Source organism: Streptomyces sp. ME02-8801-2C (assembly GCF_033793965.1).
In the GTDB taxonomy this organism is placed as follows: Bacteria; Actinomycetota; Actinomycetes; order Streptomycetales; family Streptomycetaceae; genus Streptomyces.
Window position 1 is genome coordinate 410246 of sequence record NZ_JARAXP010000005.1, and the last position, 18884, is coordinate 429129.

Below are 18884 nucleotides of genomic sequence, written 5' to 3' on the forward strand. Positions count from 1 at the left end.
CGAGGCACCCGAGGCACCCGACGACCCTCGCAGCCCCGAGGCCCCGGACGACCCAGACAGACCGGGCGCCCCCAACGACCCCGACGGATCCGAGGAACCCGACGCACCCGAGGAACCCCACGACCCTCGCAGCCCCGAGAGACCCAGCGGACCCAACGCCCCCGATGCCTCCAACGTCCCCGACGTCCCCGACGTCCCCGATGGACCCGACGCCCCCAATGACCCCATCGACCCCGACGGACCCGACGACCCTCGCAGCCCCGAGAGACCCGGCAACCCTGACGACCCCGGCGACCCCGGCGACCCCGACGACCCCGCCGGGCTCACGGCGAAGGCGCTGCCCGGGGTGACGGCGATCCCGTGGGCCGCCGCTGCGGCCGTGAAGGTGTCCGCCCGCCAGGACGTGGGCAGCTCCCACCAGACGTAGTAGGCGTACGGGTCCGATCGCACCGTTCCCCCGGCCGCCGCCAACTCCTCCGCCACCAGCCGCTGTCGACGCGCCGCGTCCCCCCGCTTGGCGGCCACGAGCCGTGCCACGGTCCCGTCCCTCACCCACCGCACCCCGGCCTCCAGCGCGAACCGCCCCGCGTTCCACCCACCCGACCGCACCGCCGCCGCCACGGCCTCCGCCCGGCCCGGCGGTACGACGAGAAAGCCCACGGTGAGTCCGGGCGCGACCCGCTTCGACAACCCGTCGACGACATGGACCAGTTCGGGAACGTACGCGGCGAGCGGGTCTCCCCAGCCGGTCCCCTCCGGATCCGAACCGGCCCTCTCCGGGTCCGCGAGGAACGACCAGATCCGGTCCTCCACCACCGGCAGGCCCAACTCCCGCACCACTCGCGCGAGTTCGACTCTCCTCGCCCGGCCCATCGTCACCGACGTCGGGTTGTGCAGCGTCGGCTGGACGTACAGCGCGGCCAGGGGAGCGGAGCGGTGGGCGGCGGCGAGGGCATCGGGACGCATGCCCTCCTCGTCCATGGCCAGCGGGACGAGGGTGATGCCGAGGCGGCCCGCGATCTCCTTGACCAGCGGATACGTCAGCGCCTCGACGCCGACCCGGCCACCCGGCCGGGCCAGGGAGGCGAGGGCGGCGGCGATCGCCTGCCGGGCGTTGCCCGTGAAGAGGACGCCGTCGGGGTCGGGCCGCCAGCCCGGGGTGGCGAGCAGCCCGGCGACCACCGACCTGGCCTCGGCGGTACCCGTGGCGGGCGCCGGACGCAGCGCCTCGGTGAGCACATCGGGCCGCAGCAGGGGCGCGAGCGCGGGGGCGAGCAGCTCCGACTGGCCCGGCATCGAAGGGTAGTTGAGCTCCAGATTGACCGTCGCGGCCTCACCGCTCACCGTCGGTTCGGCGAGCGCGCGCCCGCCCGGCTCGGAGGGCGCGGCCCGGACGAACGTGCCGCGTCCGACCTCGCCGACGACCAGTCCTCGCCGCACGAGTTCGCCGTACACCCGCCCGGCCGTCGACCCGGCGATCCCGCGCCGCCGGGCGAACGCCCGCTGCGGAGGCAGACGTTCGCCGGGGCGGAGCCGCCCGGTGGCGATGTCGTCGGCTATGCGGTCGGCGAGGCGCCGATAGTCGTCGTCCATATATCCCCCGTACCCGTACCCGTACCCGTACCCGTACCCGTACCCGTACCCCGTTCTCGGACATTGCACCGAGTGCAAAGATCTTATTGCACCGAGGAGTTGAATCGATCTAGGGTCGTTCACATGCCCCCTCGAACACGTAATACCCCTTCTGTCCCCCTTGTTCTTGTGCACGGCCACCCCTTCGACCACACGATGTGGAACCCCCAGATCGAGGCGTTCTCGGCCACCCGCCGGGTCATCGCCCCGGACCTGCGCGGCTACGGCCCCTCCCCGGCCGTCCTCCCCGCGGACCTCGACACCGCCACCCCGCTCTCCCAATTCGCCCAGGACATCGAGGAGCTGCTCGACGAGGCGGAGATCGAGTCGTGCGTGCTCGTCGGGCTGTCGATGGGCGGCCAGATCGTCATGGAGTGCTGCGAACGCTTCCCCGAGCGCGTCCGGGGCGTCGTCCTCGCCGACACCTTCCCCTCCCCCGAGACACCCGAGGGCCACCTCGCCCGCAACGCGATGGCGGACCGGCTGCTCGCCGAGGGCATGCGCGGGTACGCCGACGAGGTGCTGGAGAAGATGGTGGCCCCGTTCGCCGACGCGAACGTCAAGGACCATGTCCACCGCATGATGACGGCCACGAACCCCCGGGGCGCGGCGGCGGCACTCCGGGGCCGTGCCCAGCGCCCCGACTACCGCCCCCTACTGACCCGCCTCACCGTCCCGGCCCTGGTCGTCGTGGGCGCCGACGACGAGTTCACGCCGGTCTCCGACGCCGAGGCCATGCACGCGGCCCTCCCCGACTCCACGCTCCAGGTGATCGAGGGCGCGGCGCACATGCCCAACCTGGAACGCCCGGCGGAGTTCAACAAGGCCCTCGCCGACTTCCTGGAGACGCGGATCGACCCGGCCTCCTGAAGAGGGCATGGCGATAATGGGGCCATGTCCCGCGAGTTCCCCATCGGCCTCACACCTCCCGACTGGCTGGTGCGGAACCTTCGGCCCCAGCCGGCCCCGCCCGTCAACCGGCCGGCCGTGGCCCGCGCCGCCGTCGCCATGTCGCTGCCCCTGGCCGTCGGCCTCGCCACCGGCCACGCCTCCTACGGCGCCCTCGCCTCCATGGGCGCCCTCTCGGGTGTCATCGGGGACACCGCCGACGCGTACCGGATGCGCATCCTCAACATCGCGATCCCCCAGCTCTTCGGCGCGCTCGGCGTCACCCTCGGCTCGCTGGTGTACGGGCAGGGCTGGACCGCCGTCGCCGCCATCACCTGTGTGGCCCTCGTCTCCGGGATGATCTCGACGATCGGCGCGGTGGCCTCCGTGTCCGGGCTGCTGCTGCTCCTCAACTCGGTGATCGGCGCGGGGCTGCCGCTGCCGGGAGCCTGGTGGCTGGCGCCGGCGCTGATGTCCGGGGGCGGGCTGCTCGTCCTCGCGCTGGCCCTGCTCGCCTGGCCACTGCGGTCGGGGGTGCCGGAGCGGGCGGCGGTCGGGCGGACCTACCGCAGGGTCGCCGAACTGCTCGCCGCCTGCGCCACCGACGGCTACGAGGATGCCCGGTACGCCGTCACCCAGTCCCTCAACCAGTCCTACGACCTCGTCCTCGCCCGACGCGCCCGCCATCACGGCCGCAGCCCCGAACTCGTGCGTCTGCTCGCCCAGTTGAACGCCATCACCCCGGTCGTCGAGGCCGCGCCCGCCGCCCACCAGGCCGGACGCCCACTGCCGCCCGAGGTCCCGGAGGCGGTCCTGCACCTCGCCGACGCCGTCGAGACGGGCTACAGCGGTCCCATCGGGCTGAACATCCCCGCCCCGGCCGACCACACCTCCCGGGCCGTCGAACAGTCGCTGCGCCACACCGCCGAGGTGGTCGGCAGCCGCTCCCCCGACCTGCGCACCACCGGTGTCGCCGGCTCCACGGACGACCGGCTCGGCAAGCCGGCCGCCCTGCGCGTACGCGCCGCCGGCGCCGCCCGCGACGTCGTCCTGTCCGGCGGCTCCTGGCGCTACGGCCTGCGCCTCGCCCTGTGCATCGGCCTCGCGCAGGTCCTGGTCTCGACCGTCCCGGTGCCACGGTCGTACTGGGTCGCGCTGACCATCACCTTCGTCCTGAAGCCCGACTTCGGTTCCGTCTTCTCCCGGGCCCTGCTGCGCGCCCTCGGCACGGTCGCGGGGCTGGTCGTCGCGGCGGGGGTGCTCGTCCAGGTGCCGCGCGGCTGGTGGGACGTACCCGTGATCCTGCTGCTCGCCACGCTGATCCCGGCGCTCACCCCGCGCGGGTACGGCTACCAGACGGCCGCCATCACGCCGGTGATCCTCCTTCTCTCCGACGTCCTCAACCACCAGGGCACGGCACTGCTGCTGCCCCGGCTCCTCGACTCCCTCATGGGGTGCGCGATCGCCCTTGTCGCCGGGTACCTCCTGTGGCCGGAGAGCTGGCACACCCGCGTCGGCGACCGGCTCGCCAACGCCGTGTCGGACACCGCCCGTTATGTGGAATCGGCGTTCCGCCCGGACACCGAGGGCGCGGCCCGGGCGCGTATGCGACGACGCCTGTACCGCGATCTGTCCGTCGTCCGTACGGAGTTCCAGCGCGCCCTGACCGAACCGCCGCCCACCGGACGACGGGCGGCGGCCTGGTGGCCCCTGGTCGTCGCGGTGGAACGCATCGTCGACGCGACGACCGCGGCCCGGGTCCACGTCAAGCACGGCGCCGAGCCGCCGTCCGAGGCCGAGATCACTCATATCGCCGCCCAGCTGCGGGAGTTGTCGGACGGCCTGCGCCGGGTCGAGACGCTGTACGCGGTCCGTACGGACCTCAGCGGACCGGCGGACAGCGTCCTGGAGCCGCTCCGGCAGGAGGTCGCGGCGGCGAGGGCGATCACCTCGCCCAAGTGACCGCCCCCGGCGGCGAAGGAACGCGCGGGCCGTCCCTGTGCAGAGGGACGACCCGCGCCTGTGGGGGGTGGGGCTACTGGGGTCAATGGAGTTACTGGAGTTACTGGAGTTACTGGAATCACTGGACTGGAGTTACTGGAGTTACTGGAGTTACTGGGCCTGACTAACGCATGGCCGCCGCGAGACCGTTGGCCCACAGCTGGTTGACGCGGGAGCGCTCGGCCGCGTTCGGGTTGGCGTTGGTGCAGGACGTGCCGGGACCGCCGCCCGACATCAGCTCGCTGCACGGGCCGGAGTAGTGGTCGGGCAGCCCGAGCACATGGCCGGTCTCGTGGGCGGTGATACGGGTCGGGTTGTACTGCCGGCTCTGCGCGAAGTCGATGAAGATGTACCCGCTGCCGTGACCGTCCGTGGAGGCGTACGAGCCCTGCGAGCTGTTGCCCTCGCGGTAGGTGAAGTCGGCGGCGGCCGCGGTGCCCGCCTGGAGCTTCACGTTCGTCACCGAGCTGTTCCAGATCGAGGTGGAGCGGGCTATCTCGGCGCTGAACGAGGGTGCGCGGGACGCGTTGTAGATGACGGTGACCGCGGCGGCCGAGCGCGGGTTCGCGGCGCGCTTCTCGGCGACGGACTTCAGTACGGCCTCGAAGAACGCCTTGTTGGCGGCGGCCTCCTCGGCCGACCCGGCGTACGCGGCCTTCGTGACCTTCGCGGCGGGCGCGGACGTGGGTGCGGGCGTGGGTGCGGGTGCGGCGGACGCGGGAACTGCCGTACCCAGGGCGAGAGTTGCCAGGCTGAGGCCTAACGCCGCAGCCACGACACCGGAGATGGGCTTTCTCATCGATGACTCCTTGGGTGGGGGATGAGTCAGTCGGTCGTACGGTGAGTGTCGGCGTCCGTGCGGCGGCTGTGATGATGGCAAGTCCTGATAGCCCGGCCCTATCACCAGGGGGAACGTCCGGATTTGCACACCTGTGTGCGTCTGTCGGAAGGCGGGGTTCCCGCCTAGGGTGCGATGGCATGGACATGTGCATGCGCATGATTCGCGACGCGGAGCCGGCCGTATGGAGCTAGAGGTGAGGCACCTACGGGCGCTCTGCGCCATAGCCGACACCGGCAGCCTGCATCGGGCGGCCCGCCAACTGGGCGTGGCCCAGCCCTCGTTGAGCACCCAGTTGCGCCGGATCGAACTGGAACTGGGCGGCGAGCTGTTCACCCGCACCCAGGCGGGCTGCCGCCCGACCCCGCTCGGCCGGGTCGTACTGAGCCGGGCCCGTCCCCTGGTCGCGGAGATGCGCTCGCTGGTCACGGAGGCGAGGGCAGCCGCGGTCGAGGGCCCCCAGCTGCGCATCGGCTCGACGGCCAGCCGGGCCCTCTCGGGCTGGCTGCGCCGACTGCGCCGACGCCAGCAGGAACCCACGCTCCGCATGGACGTCTCCGCGAACGCGCTGCTGCGCATGGTCGCCGACGGGCAGCTGGACGTGGCGTTCGTCCACGAGGTCGAAGGGTGCCCGCTCAGGGTCCCCGAGGGCCTGCGCCTGCGCGTACTGGTCGACAGGGAACCCCAGTTCGTGTCCCTGCCCGCCGACCATCCCGCCACCGCGAGACCGGTGGTCCACCTCTCCGAGCTGGCCGACGACCGCTGGATGGTGGACGAGACGGTCGACGGCGAGTACGACGCCGTACTGCGCGTGCTGCGCGCGGCCGGCCTCAACCCCCCTGTCCTGCACGGCGATTACCACACCACGGCCGCGCTGGTGGCGACCGGCGAGGTCGTCACCGTCTGCCAGGCGACCTGCCAGCCACGCCCCGAAATGGCGGTACGCCGCCTGCACGGCGACCCCCTCGGCGTACGCCTCCTACTGGCGGCCCGCACGGAAACGGACCTCGACGGAGTGCACCCGGCACTGGCGGAAGCGTACGAGGAGGTGGCACTACAGGCCCCGGCGTACCGGGAGTGGCTGGCACAGAGGGGTAAGAAACCCTCGGTGCCGGCCCTCCCGTAGGACGGTAGGACGGTAGGACGGTAGGACACCGACCGAGCCGACCGGCTCAGACGCCGATGTCGCACCCGTCCGTACGCCACACCGCGACGACCGCCGGGCGGACGATCCTGCCCGGGCCGTCGGGCCAGGTGCTGGCGGGCTTCTCCACCGTGGCGCCGTCGATCTCGCCCGGGTGCTGCACGGCGACGAGCACCTGGCGCTCGCCGATGACCGGGCCGCAGGTCTCGGCGCCGGTCGGTACCGTCAGGAACTGCTTGAGCTCACCGCGCCTGGCGCCCTTGGTCGCGACGCCGAACAGACCGTCGTGCGAGCCGAGCTGGTTGCCGTCGGTGGAGATCCACAGGTTGCCGTGGCGGTCGAAGGCGACGTTGTCCGGGCAGGAGATCGGGCTGACGTGCTCCTTCGGGAACCCCGCGAAGTAGGTGGCGGGGTCGTTCGGGTCACCGGCCACGAGGAAGAGCGACCAGGCGAACGAGGTGCTCTCGGCCCGGTTCCACCGCTCGGTCAGCTCCAGCACCTGCCCGTGCTTGTTGGCGTTGCGCGGGTTGGCCTCGTCGGCGGCGGCGAGGCCGGCCTTGCCCCGGTTGGTGTTGTTGGTGAGGGCGACATAGACCTTGCCGGTGACCGGGTTGGGCTCGATGTCCTCGGGCCGGTCCATCTTGGTGGCGCCGACCTTGTCACCGGCGAGCCGCGTGAAGACGAACACCTCCTCGGCGGTCATGCCGTCCACGTGCGAGACGGCGCCCTTGGCGGTGGCGGTCGCCAGCGGGATCCACGTACCGCTGCCGTCGAACTCACCGTCGGCGGGCAGCTTCCCGCTCCCGTCGATCTCGATGGCGGGGGAGTCACCGGTCAGCTTGGCGACGTAGAGCGTGCCTTCGTCGAGAAGCGACAGATTGTGCTCCCGAACGGCCCGCGAGTCCCCGTCCCGCATCCGCTTACTACCGACGAACTTGTAGAAGTAGTCGAAGCGCTCGTCGTCACCGGTGTAGACGACGGGACGCCCGTCGGAGGTGAGCCGGATGGTGGCGGCCTCGTGCTTGAAGCGGCCGAGGGCGGTGTGCTTGCGGGGCGTGGAGGAGGGATCGTACGGATCGAACTCGACGACATACCCGAACCGGTGGACCTCGTTGGGCTCCTGCGCGACATCGAACCGCTTGTCGAACCGCTCCCACTTGCGCTCGGTGGCGCCGGTGCCGATGCCGTACCGCTTGTCGGTGTCACGGGAGGCATTGGCGAAGTACTGGTTGAAGTTCTCCTCGCCGTGCAGGGTCGTCCCCCACGGCGTGGTGCCCCCGGAGCAGTTGTTGAGCGTGCCGAGAACCTTCCGCCCGGTCGGGTCGGTGGAGGTCTTGAGAAGATCCGACCCGGCCGCCGGCCCCGTGACCCGGAACTCGGTGGTGGCGGTGACCCGCCGGTTCAGCGGATGGCGGAGGACAGGCGTGAGCTTCCCGGTCCTCCGGTCCCCCTCCACCACGACGGCGGACAGCCCGTGCGCGGCCCAGGCGATCTCGACCTGCTCGCGGGTGGGGTTGGCGGCGTCGTAGCCGCGGAACATCAGGATCTCGTCGGTGTACTCGTGGTTGGCGACCAGGAGCTGCTGGTTCCCGTGCAGGGGGAGCAGGGCGAGGAAGTCGTTGTTGTACCCGAACTGGCCGGCCTGCGCGGCGGCCGTCTGCTTCTCGGGGTCGAAGGCGGGGGCGCCCCGCAGAATGGGCTCGCCCCAGCGGATGACGACGTTCTGGCCATACCCGCCGGGGACGGTCACGGCGTCGGCGGTGTTGGGCGCGACAGGACTGAACCGCAGCCCACGCGGCACGGAGGAGTGGTGCGGGTGGCGCGGGTGGTGCCGAGTGGCCGCTTCGGCACTCTCCGCACCGACGACGTTCGCGACGGTACCGGTCGCGGTGGCCACGGTGACGACGGCGGCGGCACGCATCACGGAACGGCGGCTGAGGGCGCCGGCGATCACATCGCCGACGTATTCGTTGGCGCTGGTGTTGGGAACCTCGTGAAAGCAGGCGTTACCACACCGGAAACGGCAGGTCATCGCGGACCGCCCGCCCGGATGCGATCCGGACGACGATCCGATCAACGGCAGCAGCTTGCGCACTTTACTCTCCCCTGGACGTCCCTATACGTGCCTTTGGTGTCAGCGCGACGCTAGGGGGGTGGGGGTGCGAGGGTGGGGCCGCCGGGTGAACGACGAGTGAACCCGTGGGAGCGGTAAGGGGGTTGTGGGTGCGAGAAGGATGCACGAGGGGTGGGGTGCGAGGTTGGCGGAGTGGCACCCTTGACGACCGTCGGGTTACGTGAAAGACCCTGCCCAAGATCGCCAGTACGGCCCGCTAACCTTACGTGTCCGTCCTGGCCAGGGATTGACGGCTACAACTCACGTGAAGGGTTGCGCACATGGGCATTCTCACTCTCCTGCGGAACGCGTTCGGCAAGTCACGCAAGGGGCGTGACGCCGAGGCGGCGCCCGAAACGCGGGAGGCGGAGTCGACTCCTCAGCCGGAGGCCACCGAGCCGAAGATCCCGGCACCGTCTCCGGAACCGACCCTGACCCAGCCCCCCGCAGCAGCACCCAAGGAGACCCCCTCGGTCGTAGACGACCTGGTCTCAGCAGCCTTCGACAACGTGACGGTCCCCAAGCCGTCAAGGCCGATCGACGAACCGACACCTCCGGCGGAGCCGGCGGCAGAGGCGCCGCCGGTAAGCGCTCCGGCGAAGCCGGCAGACACTCCGGCTGCGCCGGTAGGCGCTGCGGCGGAGCCGGTGACAGAGGCGGAGACGCCGGTTGCCGAGCCGGAGAGGCCTGCGGCCGAATCGGCGGAGCCGGTGGCACAGACGGAGACGCCGGTTGCCGAGCCGGTAGCCGAGGTCGAGGTCGAGGCCCAGGAGGAGACCACGCCGGAGCCGGTGACCACGGCAGAGGTCGAGACCGAGGCCCAGCCGGAGCCGGCGGCCGAGGCGGAGGCCAAGGTCGAGGCGGCGGCCAAGGTCGAGGCGGAAGCCAAGCCCGAGCCGACAGCCGAGGTCGAGGCGGAAGCCAAGCCGGAGGCGGCGGCCGAGGCAGAGGTCGAGACCGAGGCCCAGCCCGAACCGACACCCGAGGCGGAAGCCAAGCCCGAGCCCGCGGCTGAAGCCGAGGCAGAAGCAGAACCCGTGGCCGAGACCACACCGGAGGCCGAACCGCAGCCTGAGGCGGCACCGGAACCGGAGCCGGTTGCCGAGACAGCGCCGGAAGCCGAACCGGTCGCCGAGCAGGCCCCGGAGCCCGAGCCGGAAGCGGAGCCGGTCGCCCAGGCGACCCCGGAACCCGAGCCTGCGGCCGAGGTCTCCCCGGAGCCCGAGCCCGTCACCGAGGAGCCGACCGCGGAACCCGAGGCGGCGGCCGAGGCGACCCCCGAGCCGGAGTCGGAGTCCGCGCCCGAGACTCAGGCTGAGGGCGAAGCCGAAGCCCCGGCCCCGGAACCGGCAGCCGCCGACGCACAGGAAGCCCCACAGGGGCCACCCGCACCGGAGGACGAAGGCGTCACGGGTGGTGCGGGTGGGAAAACAAGCCCGGCCGAAGGCGGAGCCGAGGCCGTACCCCCCACCCTCCTCACCGCGTACAACTCCGCCACCACCACCCTCACCACCCTCAACCTCACCAACACCCCCGCCAAGGTCTACCTCGTCCTGGACCGCTCCGCGTCCATGCGCCCGTACTACAAGGACGGCTCAGCCCAGGCCCTCGGCGAGCAGACCCTCGCCCTCGCCGCCCACCTCGACCCGGAGGCGACCGTCCACGTCGTCTTCTTCTCCACGGAACTGGACGGCACCGGCGAGCTCACCCTCACCGACCACGAGAACAAGATCGACGAACTCCACGCCTCCCTCGGCCGCATGGGCCGTACGAGCTACCACGCGGCCGTGGAGGAGATCGTCACGCACTACGAGAAGTCCGGCACCAAGCTCCCCGCCCTCGTCGTCTTCCAGACGGACGGCGCCCCGGACGCGAAAACCCCCGCGACCCAGTCCCTCACGGACGCCGCAGCGAAGCACCCGGACATCTTCTTCTCGTTCGTCGCGTTCGGCGACCCGGAGAACAAGGCCTTCGACTACCTCCGCAAGCTGAAGACGGACAACACGTCCTTCTTCCACGCGGGCCCGACCCCCCGAGAGCTGACGGACACGGAGCTGTACGAGGGCGTACTGGCGAACTGGCGCCCGTAACACCGCCCATAACAAAAGGGAACCAACGCCCGCCTCCCCCAGCAAAAACGGGAGGCGGGCGCCCCATACCGGTCGGCTACGATTTCAAGGTTCGTAGACGGTCCAGACACACCACCACCGTCACTCCATGTAGCGACTTGGGAGCAGCCCGCAATGGCTCGACACCTCATCACCAGCGCCCTTCCGTACATCAACGGGATCAAGCACCTGGGCAACATGGTGGGGTCCATGCTCCCGGCGGACGTCTACTCCCGCTATCTCCGCCAGCGCGGCCACGACGTCCTCTACATCTGTGCGACGGACGAACACGGCACCCCGGCCGAGCTGGCCGCGAAGGAGCAGGGCATCCCCGTAGCGGAGTTCTGCGCACAGGCGCACGACGCGCAGAAGGCGGTCTACGACGGCTTCGCGCTGGCCTTCGACTACTTCGGGCGGAGTTCCTCCCCGCAGAACCACGAGATCACGCAGGAGATCGCGCGCGAGCTCAAGTCGAACGGGTTCATCGAGGAGCGGGCCATCCGCCAGGTGTACTCGAACGCCGACGGCCGCTTCCTCCCCGACCGCTACATCATCGGCACCTGCCCCCACTGCGGCTACGACAAGGCCCGCGGCGACCAGTGCGAGAACTGCACCCGCGTGCTGGACCCGACCGACCTGATCGAGCCGCGTTCGGCGATCAGCGGGAGCAGCGACCTGGAGGTCCGCGAGACCAAGCATCTCTTCCTCCTCCAGTCCGCGCTGGCCGGCGAGGTCGAGTCCTGGGTCGACGAGCGCGCCGACAACTGGCCGGTCCTCGCCTCCTCCATCGCCCGCAAGTGGCTCACCGAGGGCCTGCACGACCGCGCGATCACCCGTGACCTCGACTGGGGCGTCCCGGTCCCGGCCGACACCTGGCCGGAGCTGGCCGCCGAGGGCAAGGTCTTCTACGTCTGGTTCGACGCCCCGATCGAGTACATCGGCTCGACGAAGGAGTGGGCGGACCAGGACCCGGAGAACCGCGACTGGCGCTCCTGGTGGTGGGAGTCGGACGCGGACGTCCACTACACGCAGTTCATGGGCAAGGACAACGTCCCCTTCCACAGCGTGATGTTCCCGGCGACCCTGCTGGGCACCCGCGCCCCGTGGAAGAAGGTCGACGTCATCAAGGCCTTCAACTGGCTGAACTACTACGGCGGCAAGTTCTCCACCTCCCAGAAGCGCGGTGTCTTCACGCACGACGCGCTGGAGATCCTGCCCGCCGACTACTGGCGTTACTTCATGATCGCCAACGCCCCCGAGTCCGACGACTCCTCCTTCACCTGGGAGCACTTCACCGCCACGGTGAACAAGGACCTGGCGGACACCCTGGGCAACTTCGTCAACCGCGTCCTCTCCTTCTCGAAGAAGCGCTTCGGCGACGAGGTCCCGGCGGGCGCGGCGGCCGGCGAGGCGGAGGCGAAGCTGGGCGGGCAGATCGCCGAGCTCCTCGCGGAGTACGAGAGCCAGATGGAGGCGCTCCAGTTCCGCAAGGCGGCGGCGGCGCTGCGCGCACTCTGGTCGGCGGGCAACTCCTACCTGGAGGAGAAGGCGCCCTGGCTGGAAATCAAGACCGACCAGGACGGCGCGGCCCTGACCCTCCGTACGGCGATGAACCTCATCCACCTCTACTCGGTGGTCTCGGAACCCTTCATCCCGACGACGGCGGCCACGATGCGCGCGGCGTTCGCACTGCCCGCCGACACGACGACATGGGTCACGGCCGACGAGGCGAAGTCCCTGACCGCCGTCCCCGCGGGCACCCCGTTCACGGTCCCGCCGGTCCTGTTCGCGAAGCTGACGGACGACGACCTGGAGGCGTACAAGGAGCGCTTCGGCGGCGCGTCCGAGTAGCCACTTCTGCCGTCCACGGCATCGGCACCGGGCTCGGGAACGCACTCGAGCCCGAGCGCACTGCGGGCGGCACTGACGTACTGCAGCCCCTCCGCAGCGGTCTGCCTCACGAGCGCGTACTCGGCGGGGGTGCGGGCGTCGGCCAGTTGGCCCCGGGCGGTGCGATGCCGCCCGGCGGCCAGCGCCAGCGCCCGCGCGGCGGCTTCGTCGCCCCCCGGCCGAAGACCGGCCAGACTCCCCCCGAGCCGCACCACCCACCGATTGGCCTCGACCTCGGCGTCCAGCCCGGACAGACCGGACGGAACCGTGGACACCCCCGCCCGCCTGCGCAGCAGGGCGAACGAGACGGAACCCACCGCTCCGACGATCAACAGCAGCATGAGCGGAACGGCGATTCCCATGACGTCCTCCGGTCCTCCGGCGAGAGCGAGCGCGACAGTGCCCATGAGGCCATGAGACGCCCCGTCACTGTGCGCCCCCGACGAGAACCCTGTGCCCCACCTGCGAACTTCCGGTGTCCGAGGCCGAAGATCATGTGAACGCGAAACGCCGAGGCGCCCGGGGTGAACGCACCCCGGGCGCCTCCCTGCTCTAGGACAGGACTCCCGTGCCCACCGTGGCCGTCAGCTCCGTCACCAGGTTCTTCGCCGAGGTCTCCAGGCCGGCCGTGAGGGTCGGCTTCCAGTTGACCGTCGTCTTCAGCTTCTTCGAGTTCGCGGCGTTGTACGTGGCGACGAGGTCGGTCACCTTGCCGTTGACGAGGTTGCCGCCGCCGGCGACCGAACCCGTACCGTCACCGCTCAGCAGCTTCGCGACCTTCGCGCCGGCCGGCACGATCCAGGAGTTGTTCTCCGCGACGACCTGGGCCTTCGCGCGGGAGTCGATGCTGTACTTGGCCTCGTACCCGTTGAGGGGCGCCGTCTCGTAGACGTTGTTGTAGATGTGGATCTGGCCGATACGGGCCAGCGGGGCCCGCTGGGTGATGCCCTTCCACACGTTGTGGTGGATGGAGACGCGCAGCTTGCCGACGCTGTCGGTGTCGCTGCTGCCGATCAGCATCGTCTTGTCGTGGTTGGTGAACTGGTTGCGCTCCACGGTCACCAGGTCGGAGCCGTTGGTGATGTCGAGGGCGCCGTCGTGGATCTGGTACTCGCGGCCGAAGTACGTCTTCTCGGCCTTGTCGAAGAACGGCGAGTCGCTGAACGTGTTGTGGTCGGCCCACACATGGGTCGCCCCGCGCAGGGTGACGGAGTCGTACGCGGAGTTCCAGTTGCCGGTGGAACCGTCCTTCGGGTCCCACTGCGGGAAGCAGTCCTCGGTGGCGGAGAAGGCCAGGTTGCGGATGATGACGTTGTCGACGTCCTTCACCTGGAGGCTGCCGCCGGTGATCCCGGCCTTGGTGCCGGGCACGCCCACGATGGTGGTGTTCGCCGGCACCCTGAAGACGATGTTCTTCGACTGCTTCTGCTTCGCGGCGTCCCGGGCCTTCTCCTGCGTGCCGGCGGGCGCCTTCTTGCCGTAGGTGGCCGGGTCGTACGCCTTGAGGTAGGCGGCCAGCGAGTATCCCGTACCGGCGGCGTAGTCGGCGCAGGTCAGCTTCTTGCCGGTGTCGTCCGTGTTGGCGTCGATGGTGCCCTTGATCTTGATGATCTTCGCCGTGGAGTTGGTGGCGCTGCCCAGCGCCTTCACCAGCTGGGCACGGGTGCTGACGGTGAAGACGTGCGCGGAGTCGGCCTTCGCGCCACCGGTCGTACCGGTACCGGAGGCCGCCCAGCCGTCCTTGGCAGGCAGCACCTGGTGGGCCAGGTCGACGACGGGGTTCGCGTTCGCGTTCATGGCCAGTACGGCGGCGCCGAGCCCGGCGGCGGCCACGGCCGCGGTGGAGACGAGAACTGTGCGCCGCTTGCGAAGGGACCGGCGGTGAGAGCGGGATGCCACGGATGAGTCCTTACGTGGTTGTGGATCACGTGTGGTTCGTGAAGCTCCGGTGGGGACGGGGCTTACGGCTCATCAGTTGTCGCTGGGCACAGGAAAGTTGCCGAGTACCAACAGAAATATTTTTCCGTCGCGCGAAGCGTCCGGAATCCGGCACAGACAGGGGAATGGCCCGGAATCACCACCGATTCCGAGCCATCCCTACGCCAGATACTTATGTACTGCCTTACTTCGGCTGCGGCTTCCGCACCGAGATGTGCAGCTCACGAAGCCGCGTCTCCTCCAGCTCCGTCGGCGCGCCCATCATCAGGTCCTGGGCGTTGCCGTTGAGCGGGAAGGCGATCGTCTCGCGGATGTTCGGCTCGTCGGCGAGCAGCATGACGATGCGGTCGACGCCGGGGGCGATGCCACCGTGGGGAGGGGCGCCGAAGCGGAGCGCGCGGAGCATACCGGCGAACTCGCGCTCGACCGTCTCCTCCTCGTAGCCCGCGATCCCGAACGCCTTCAGCATGATGTCGGGCTCGTGGTTACGGATCGCGCCGGAGGACAGCTCGATGCCGTTGCAGACGATGTCGTACTGCCAGGCCAGGATGTCCAGCGGGTCCTGGGTCTCCAGGGCCTCCATGCCGCCCTGGGGCATCGAGAACGGGTTGTGCGAGAAGTCGATCTTGCCGGTGTCCTCGTCCTTCTCGAACATCGGGAAGTCGACGATCCAACAGAACCGGAAGACGTTCTCCTCGAAGTGCCCGGCGCGCTTGGCGGCCTCGACCCGCACCGCGCCCATGATCTTCGAGACCTCGTCGAACTCACCCGCGCCGAAGAACACGGCGTGGCCGGCCGACAGCGACAGCCGCTTGGTCAGCTCGGCGACGTTGTCCTCGGTGAGGAACTTCGCGATCGGCCCGGACAGCGAACCGTCCTCCGTGACCCGCACCCAGGCCAGACCCTTCGCGCCCAGTGTGACGGCGAAGTCGCCGAGCTGGTCGAAGAACTTCCGGGGCTGCGACGACACGTCCGGCACCGGCAGGGCGCGTACGTGCTTGCCGGCGAAGGCCTTGAACTCCGAGCCCTCGAAGACGTCGGTGATGTCGACCAGCTCCAGCTGGGCGCGCAGGTCCGGCTTGTCGGAGCCGTACTTCAGCATCGACTCGCGGAACGGGATGCGCGGGAAGGGCGAGGTGACCTCACGGCCCTTGCCGAACTCGGTGAACAGCTCGGTCATGAGCCGCTCGATCGGCTGGAAGACGTCCTCCTGCTCGACGAAGCTCATCTCGACGTCGAGCTGGTAGAACTCGCCCGGCGAACGGTCCGCGCGCGCGTCCTCGTCACGGAAACAGGGCGCGATCTGGAAGTAGCGGTCGAAGCCGGAGATCATCAGCAGCTGCTTGAACTGCTGCGGGGCCTGCGGCAGCGCGTAGAACTTGCCCGGGTTGAGACGGGACGGCACGACGAAGTCACGGGCGCCCTCCGGCGAGGTGGCCGTGAGGATCGGGGTGGCCATCTCGTTGAAGCCGAGCCCGGTCATCTTGTGACGGATCGCCGAGATGACGGCCGTACGCAGCATGATGTTGCGGTGCATGCGCTCGCGCCGCAGGTCGAGGAAGCGGTACTCCAGGCGCCGCTCCTCGTTGACCCCGTCCTCGGTGTTGATCGTGAAGGGCAGCGGCTGGGCGGCGCCGAGCAGCTCCACCTCGCCGACCTCGACCTCGACCTCACCGGTGGGCAGCTCGGAGTTGATGTTCTCCGCGCCACGCGAGACGACCTTGCCGTCGACACGGACCGTCGACTCTTTGGAGACCTTGTCGAGGGCCTCGTAGGCGGGCGTCCCGGGACGGGCGACGAGCTGCGTGATGCCGTAGTGATCACGCAGGTCGATGAAGAGGATGCCGCCCAGGTCGCGCCGATTGTGCAGCCAGCCGCTCAGCCGGACGTCGCTGCCGACGTCAGAGGCGCGGAGCTCGCCGCAGGTGTGGGACCTGTACCGATGCATCGTCGTTCATCCAGCCTTCGCGGATCGGGGATCGGGGTCTGTGTTTCACGTGAAACACAGACCCAGAGTACCGGCCGCCCCGAGACCGCTTCCCCGCAATTGTTCGCACGCGTAGCCCGTGGAGCTCCCTTCACAGCATGCCCCGTACAGCTTGGGTGGCACGCTGCGATCACCTCTCCATAAAGTAGGTCAATGCGCACTGGTGAGCCCCTGCCCGCCGTGGGGGACGTTCTGGTCGCCCTCGCAACCGGCCTGTGGCATTGGGACACAGCAACGAAACTGGTCACGCTCGACGCCGAGGCGGCCCGCCTGCTCGGCCTGCCCGCCGAGCCGGCCACCCTCACGGAGGCCGCCGCCCGGGCCCGGCTCCACCCGGTCGACTGGAACGAGATCGTCGGCGTCATCCAGCTCGCCGTCGCCGAGGACAGCATCGCCGAGGTCCGGGTCCGGGTCATGGACGAACAGGGCCGGGTGATCCGTACCGCCCGCAGCCGCGCGAAGCCCACCTTCGACCTCGACCGCAAGGCGTACGACGTGACAGGCACCCTGCAGGAGGTCACCGAGCCCCCGCCGGGCACCGCCGCGCGCACCCCCGTCACCGGTGACTGGCGCCGCTCCCGCGAGGCGTTCCTGCTGGACGCGGGCCGGGCACTGGCCGAGGCACGGTCCACGGAGGAGGTGCTGCGGGTCGCGGCCGGTCTGTCGATGCCGGGCTTCTCACCGGACGGCCTCGCCGTCTTCGGCGTCCAGGGCGACCGTCTCACCGTCATCGGCCACCACGGCCAGCGCCCCGGCGACGAGCGGCCCTTCTCCCACATGCCCCTGGAGACCGACTACCCGGCCGCCGAGGTGGTCCGCACCGGCCGGGCCGTCTACCTCTCCTCGCCCGATGCCTACCGCGACCGCTACCCCACCGCCTGGCCGCTCGCCCAGGTGTTCGACCGCCAGTCCTGGGCGTTCCTGCCGCTGACCGTCGCGGGCCGCACCATGGGCGCCTGGATGGCGGGCTTCGCCTACCCCGTCACCTTCACCCCCGACGAACGCTCCGTCCTGACGACGGTCGCCCGCATGCTCGCCCAGGCCCTCTCCCGGGCCGGCGTGGCCGAGTCCGAACGCGAACTGACCGACGGACTGCAACGCTCCATGCTGCCCACCCTCGGCCCCGAGATACCCGGCATGGAGGTCGCCGCCCGCTACATACCGACCGGCGGCGGCCTCCAGGTCGGCGGCGACTGGTACGACATGATCCCGCTGCCCGGTGGCCGACGCTTCGCCCTGGTCATCGGCGACGTCCAGGGCCACGACGTCCGCGCCGCCGGCCTGATGGGCCAGCTCCGCATAGCGCTGCGCGCCTACGCCTCCGAGGGCCACCGCCCCGACGCCGTCCTCTCCCGCGCCTCCCGCTTCCTGCACGGCATCACCCATTCGGCGGACCACACGGGCGGCGGCGACCTGCGCTTCGCGACCTGCCTGTACGTCGAGGTCGACCCGGCGACCGGGGTCCTGGAGATAGCCCGCGCCGGCCATCCCGACCCGGCGATCCGGATGGCGGACGGCACCGTACTGACCCGCCCGACCGCGGGCGGCCTGCCCCTGGGCATCGACCCGGACGCCGACTACCCCACCACCCTCCTCGCCCTCGAACCGGACGAGACCATGCTCCTGTGCACCGACGGCCTGATCGAGACGGGCGGCCACGACCTGGAAACGGGCTGGCAGCGCATCCGCGCGACCCTGGAGGAACACAAGGGAGACATCAAGGGCGACGGCCTGGAGGAACTGGCCGACGCCCTGGTCCAGGCAGTGCACGGCCCCTCCTCCCACCACACCACGGGCACGCTGGCCGACCGCCGCGAGGACGACATAGCGCTGCTGCTCCTGAGCCGGCCGGCCGACCGCGCCACCGACGGCACACTGCCGCCCGCCGCCCGCCCCACGGTCCGCCGCACCATGCTGACGATCGCCCAGGCGGAACCCGAGCGCGTCTCCGTGGCCCGCCGGCAACTCCGCGAACAGCTCCACGACTGGCCCTGCCCCGACCAGGTCGACTCGGCGGTCCTCCTGATCTCCGAGACGGCCACCAACGTCCTGGTCCACACGGACGCCGACGCCCTGGTCGTCGCCGAGGTCACGGGCGACCCCGGCGCGCGCCGCATCCGCGTCGAGGTCACGGACGTCAGCGACGACCTCCCGCACAAACGCCGCCCGGGCGAACTGGCCTCGTCGGGCCGGGGGTTGATGCTGATCGAGATGCTCGCCGACGCATGGGGAGTCGACCCAAGGGGCGAAGGCAAGAGCATCTGGTTCGAGCTGTACGAGAGGGAGCGGGAAGAAGGGGAGCTGGGAGAAACCGCGCCCCCGGACACCGCGAAAAGCGGATGATA

General features: G+C 70.4%; 10 protein-coding genes and 1 pseudogene. 6 read left to right on the forward strand and 5 right to left on the reverse strand.

What is annotated here, in order from left to right; genetic code table 11:
• Positions 1-318: 318 nt before the first annotated feature.
• A pseudogene (locus PV396_RS19075) lies at positions 319-1593 on the reverse strand (PLP-dependent aminotransferase family protein); the annotation flags it as partial.
• Between the two features lie 123 nt (positions 1594-1716).
• Here PV396_RS19075 and PV396_RS19080 point away from each other — a divergent pair.
• Together PV396_RS19080 and PV396_RS19085 are read left to right on the forward strand one after the other, a co-directional pair.
• The gene (locus PV396_RS19080) at positions 1717-2502 is read left to right on the forward strand and encodes an alpha/beta hydrolase (protein ID WP_319206012.1); all 786 of its coding nucleotides are present in this window, start codon (positions 1717-1719) and stop codon (positions 2500-2502) included.
• A 24-nt stretch (positions 2503-2526) separates the two neighbouring features.
• On the forward strand, positions 2527-4482 hold the full coding sequence (locus PV396_RS19085; RefSeq protein WP_319206014.1) for an FUSC family protein: 1956 nt from the start codon (positions 2527-2529) through the stop codon (positions 4480-4482).
• A 163-nt stretch (positions 4483-4645) separates the two neighbouring features.
• On the opposite strand, the gene snpA is transcribed toward PV396_RS19085, so the two are convergent.
• Positions 4646-5320, reverse strand: a complete 675-nt coding sequence (gene snpA / locus PV396_RS19090; protein WP_319206016.1) for a snapalysin — start codon at positions 5318-5320, stop codon at positions 4646-4648.
• 223 nt (positions 5321-5543) lie between these two features.
• Between snpA and PV396_RS19095 the strand changes: the two genes are divergently transcribed.
• Complete coding sequence (locus PV396_RS19095; protein WP_319206018.1) at positions 5544-6485, forward strand: LysR family transcriptional regulator; 942 nt, start codon at positions 5544-5546, stop codon at positions 6483-6485.
• Between the two features lie 46 nt (positions 6486-6531).
• Here the strand turns inward: PV396_RS19095 and PV396_RS19100 are convergent, their stop codons facing one another.
• Positions 6532-8598, reverse strand: a complete 2067-nt coding sequence (locus PV396_RS19100; protein ID WP_319206020.1) for a PhoX family protein — start codon at positions 8596-8598, stop codon at positions 6532-6534.
• A 299-nt stretch (positions 8599-8897) separates the two neighbouring features.
• Here PV396_RS19100 and PV396_RS19105 point away from each other — a divergent pair, with 299 nt between their 5' ends.
• Both PV396_RS19105 and metG read left to right on the forward strand, forming a co-directional pair.
• Positions 8898-10706 (forward strand): VWA domain-containing protein, encoded by a 1809-nt coding sequence (locus PV396_RS19105; RefSeq protein ID WP_319206022.1) that lies wholly within the window; start codon positions 8898-8900, stop codon positions 10704-10706.
• Between the two features lie 153 nt (positions 10707-10859).
• Positions 10860-12575 carry a methionine--tRNA ligase gene (gene metG, locus PV396_RS19110; protein WP_319206024.1) on the forward strand — a complete coding sequence of 572 codons (1716 nt, stop codon included), beginning with the start codon at positions 10860-10862 and terminating at the stop codon, positions 12573-12575.
• 591 nt (positions 12576-13166) lie between these two features.
• On the opposite strand, the gene PV396_RS19115 is transcribed toward metG, so the two are convergent.
• Together PV396_RS19115 and aspS are read right to left on the reverse strand one after the other, a co-directional pair.
• Positions 13167-14513: a polysaccharide lyase family 1 protein gene (locus PV396_RS19115; protein WP_319206026.1), complete on the reverse strand. Its 1347-nt coding sequence runs from the start codon at positions 14511-14513 to the stop codon at positions 13167-13169.
• A 223-nt stretch (positions 14514-14736) separates the two neighbouring features.
• Complete coding sequence (aspS, locus tag PV396_RS19120) at positions 14737-16500, reverse strand: aspartate--tRNA ligase (RefSeq protein ID WP_319206028.1); 1764 nt, start codon at positions 16498-16500, stop codon at positions 14737-14739.
• Between the two features lie 192 nt (positions 16501-16692).
• On the opposite strand from aspS, the gene PV396_RS19125 reads away from it, so the two are divergent.
• Entirely contained in the window at positions 16693-18882 is a 2190-nt protein-coding gene (locus PV396_RS19125; RefSeq protein WP_319206030.1) for a SpoIIE family protein phosphatase, read from the forward strand.
• Positions 18883-18884 lie beyond the last annotated feature (2 nt).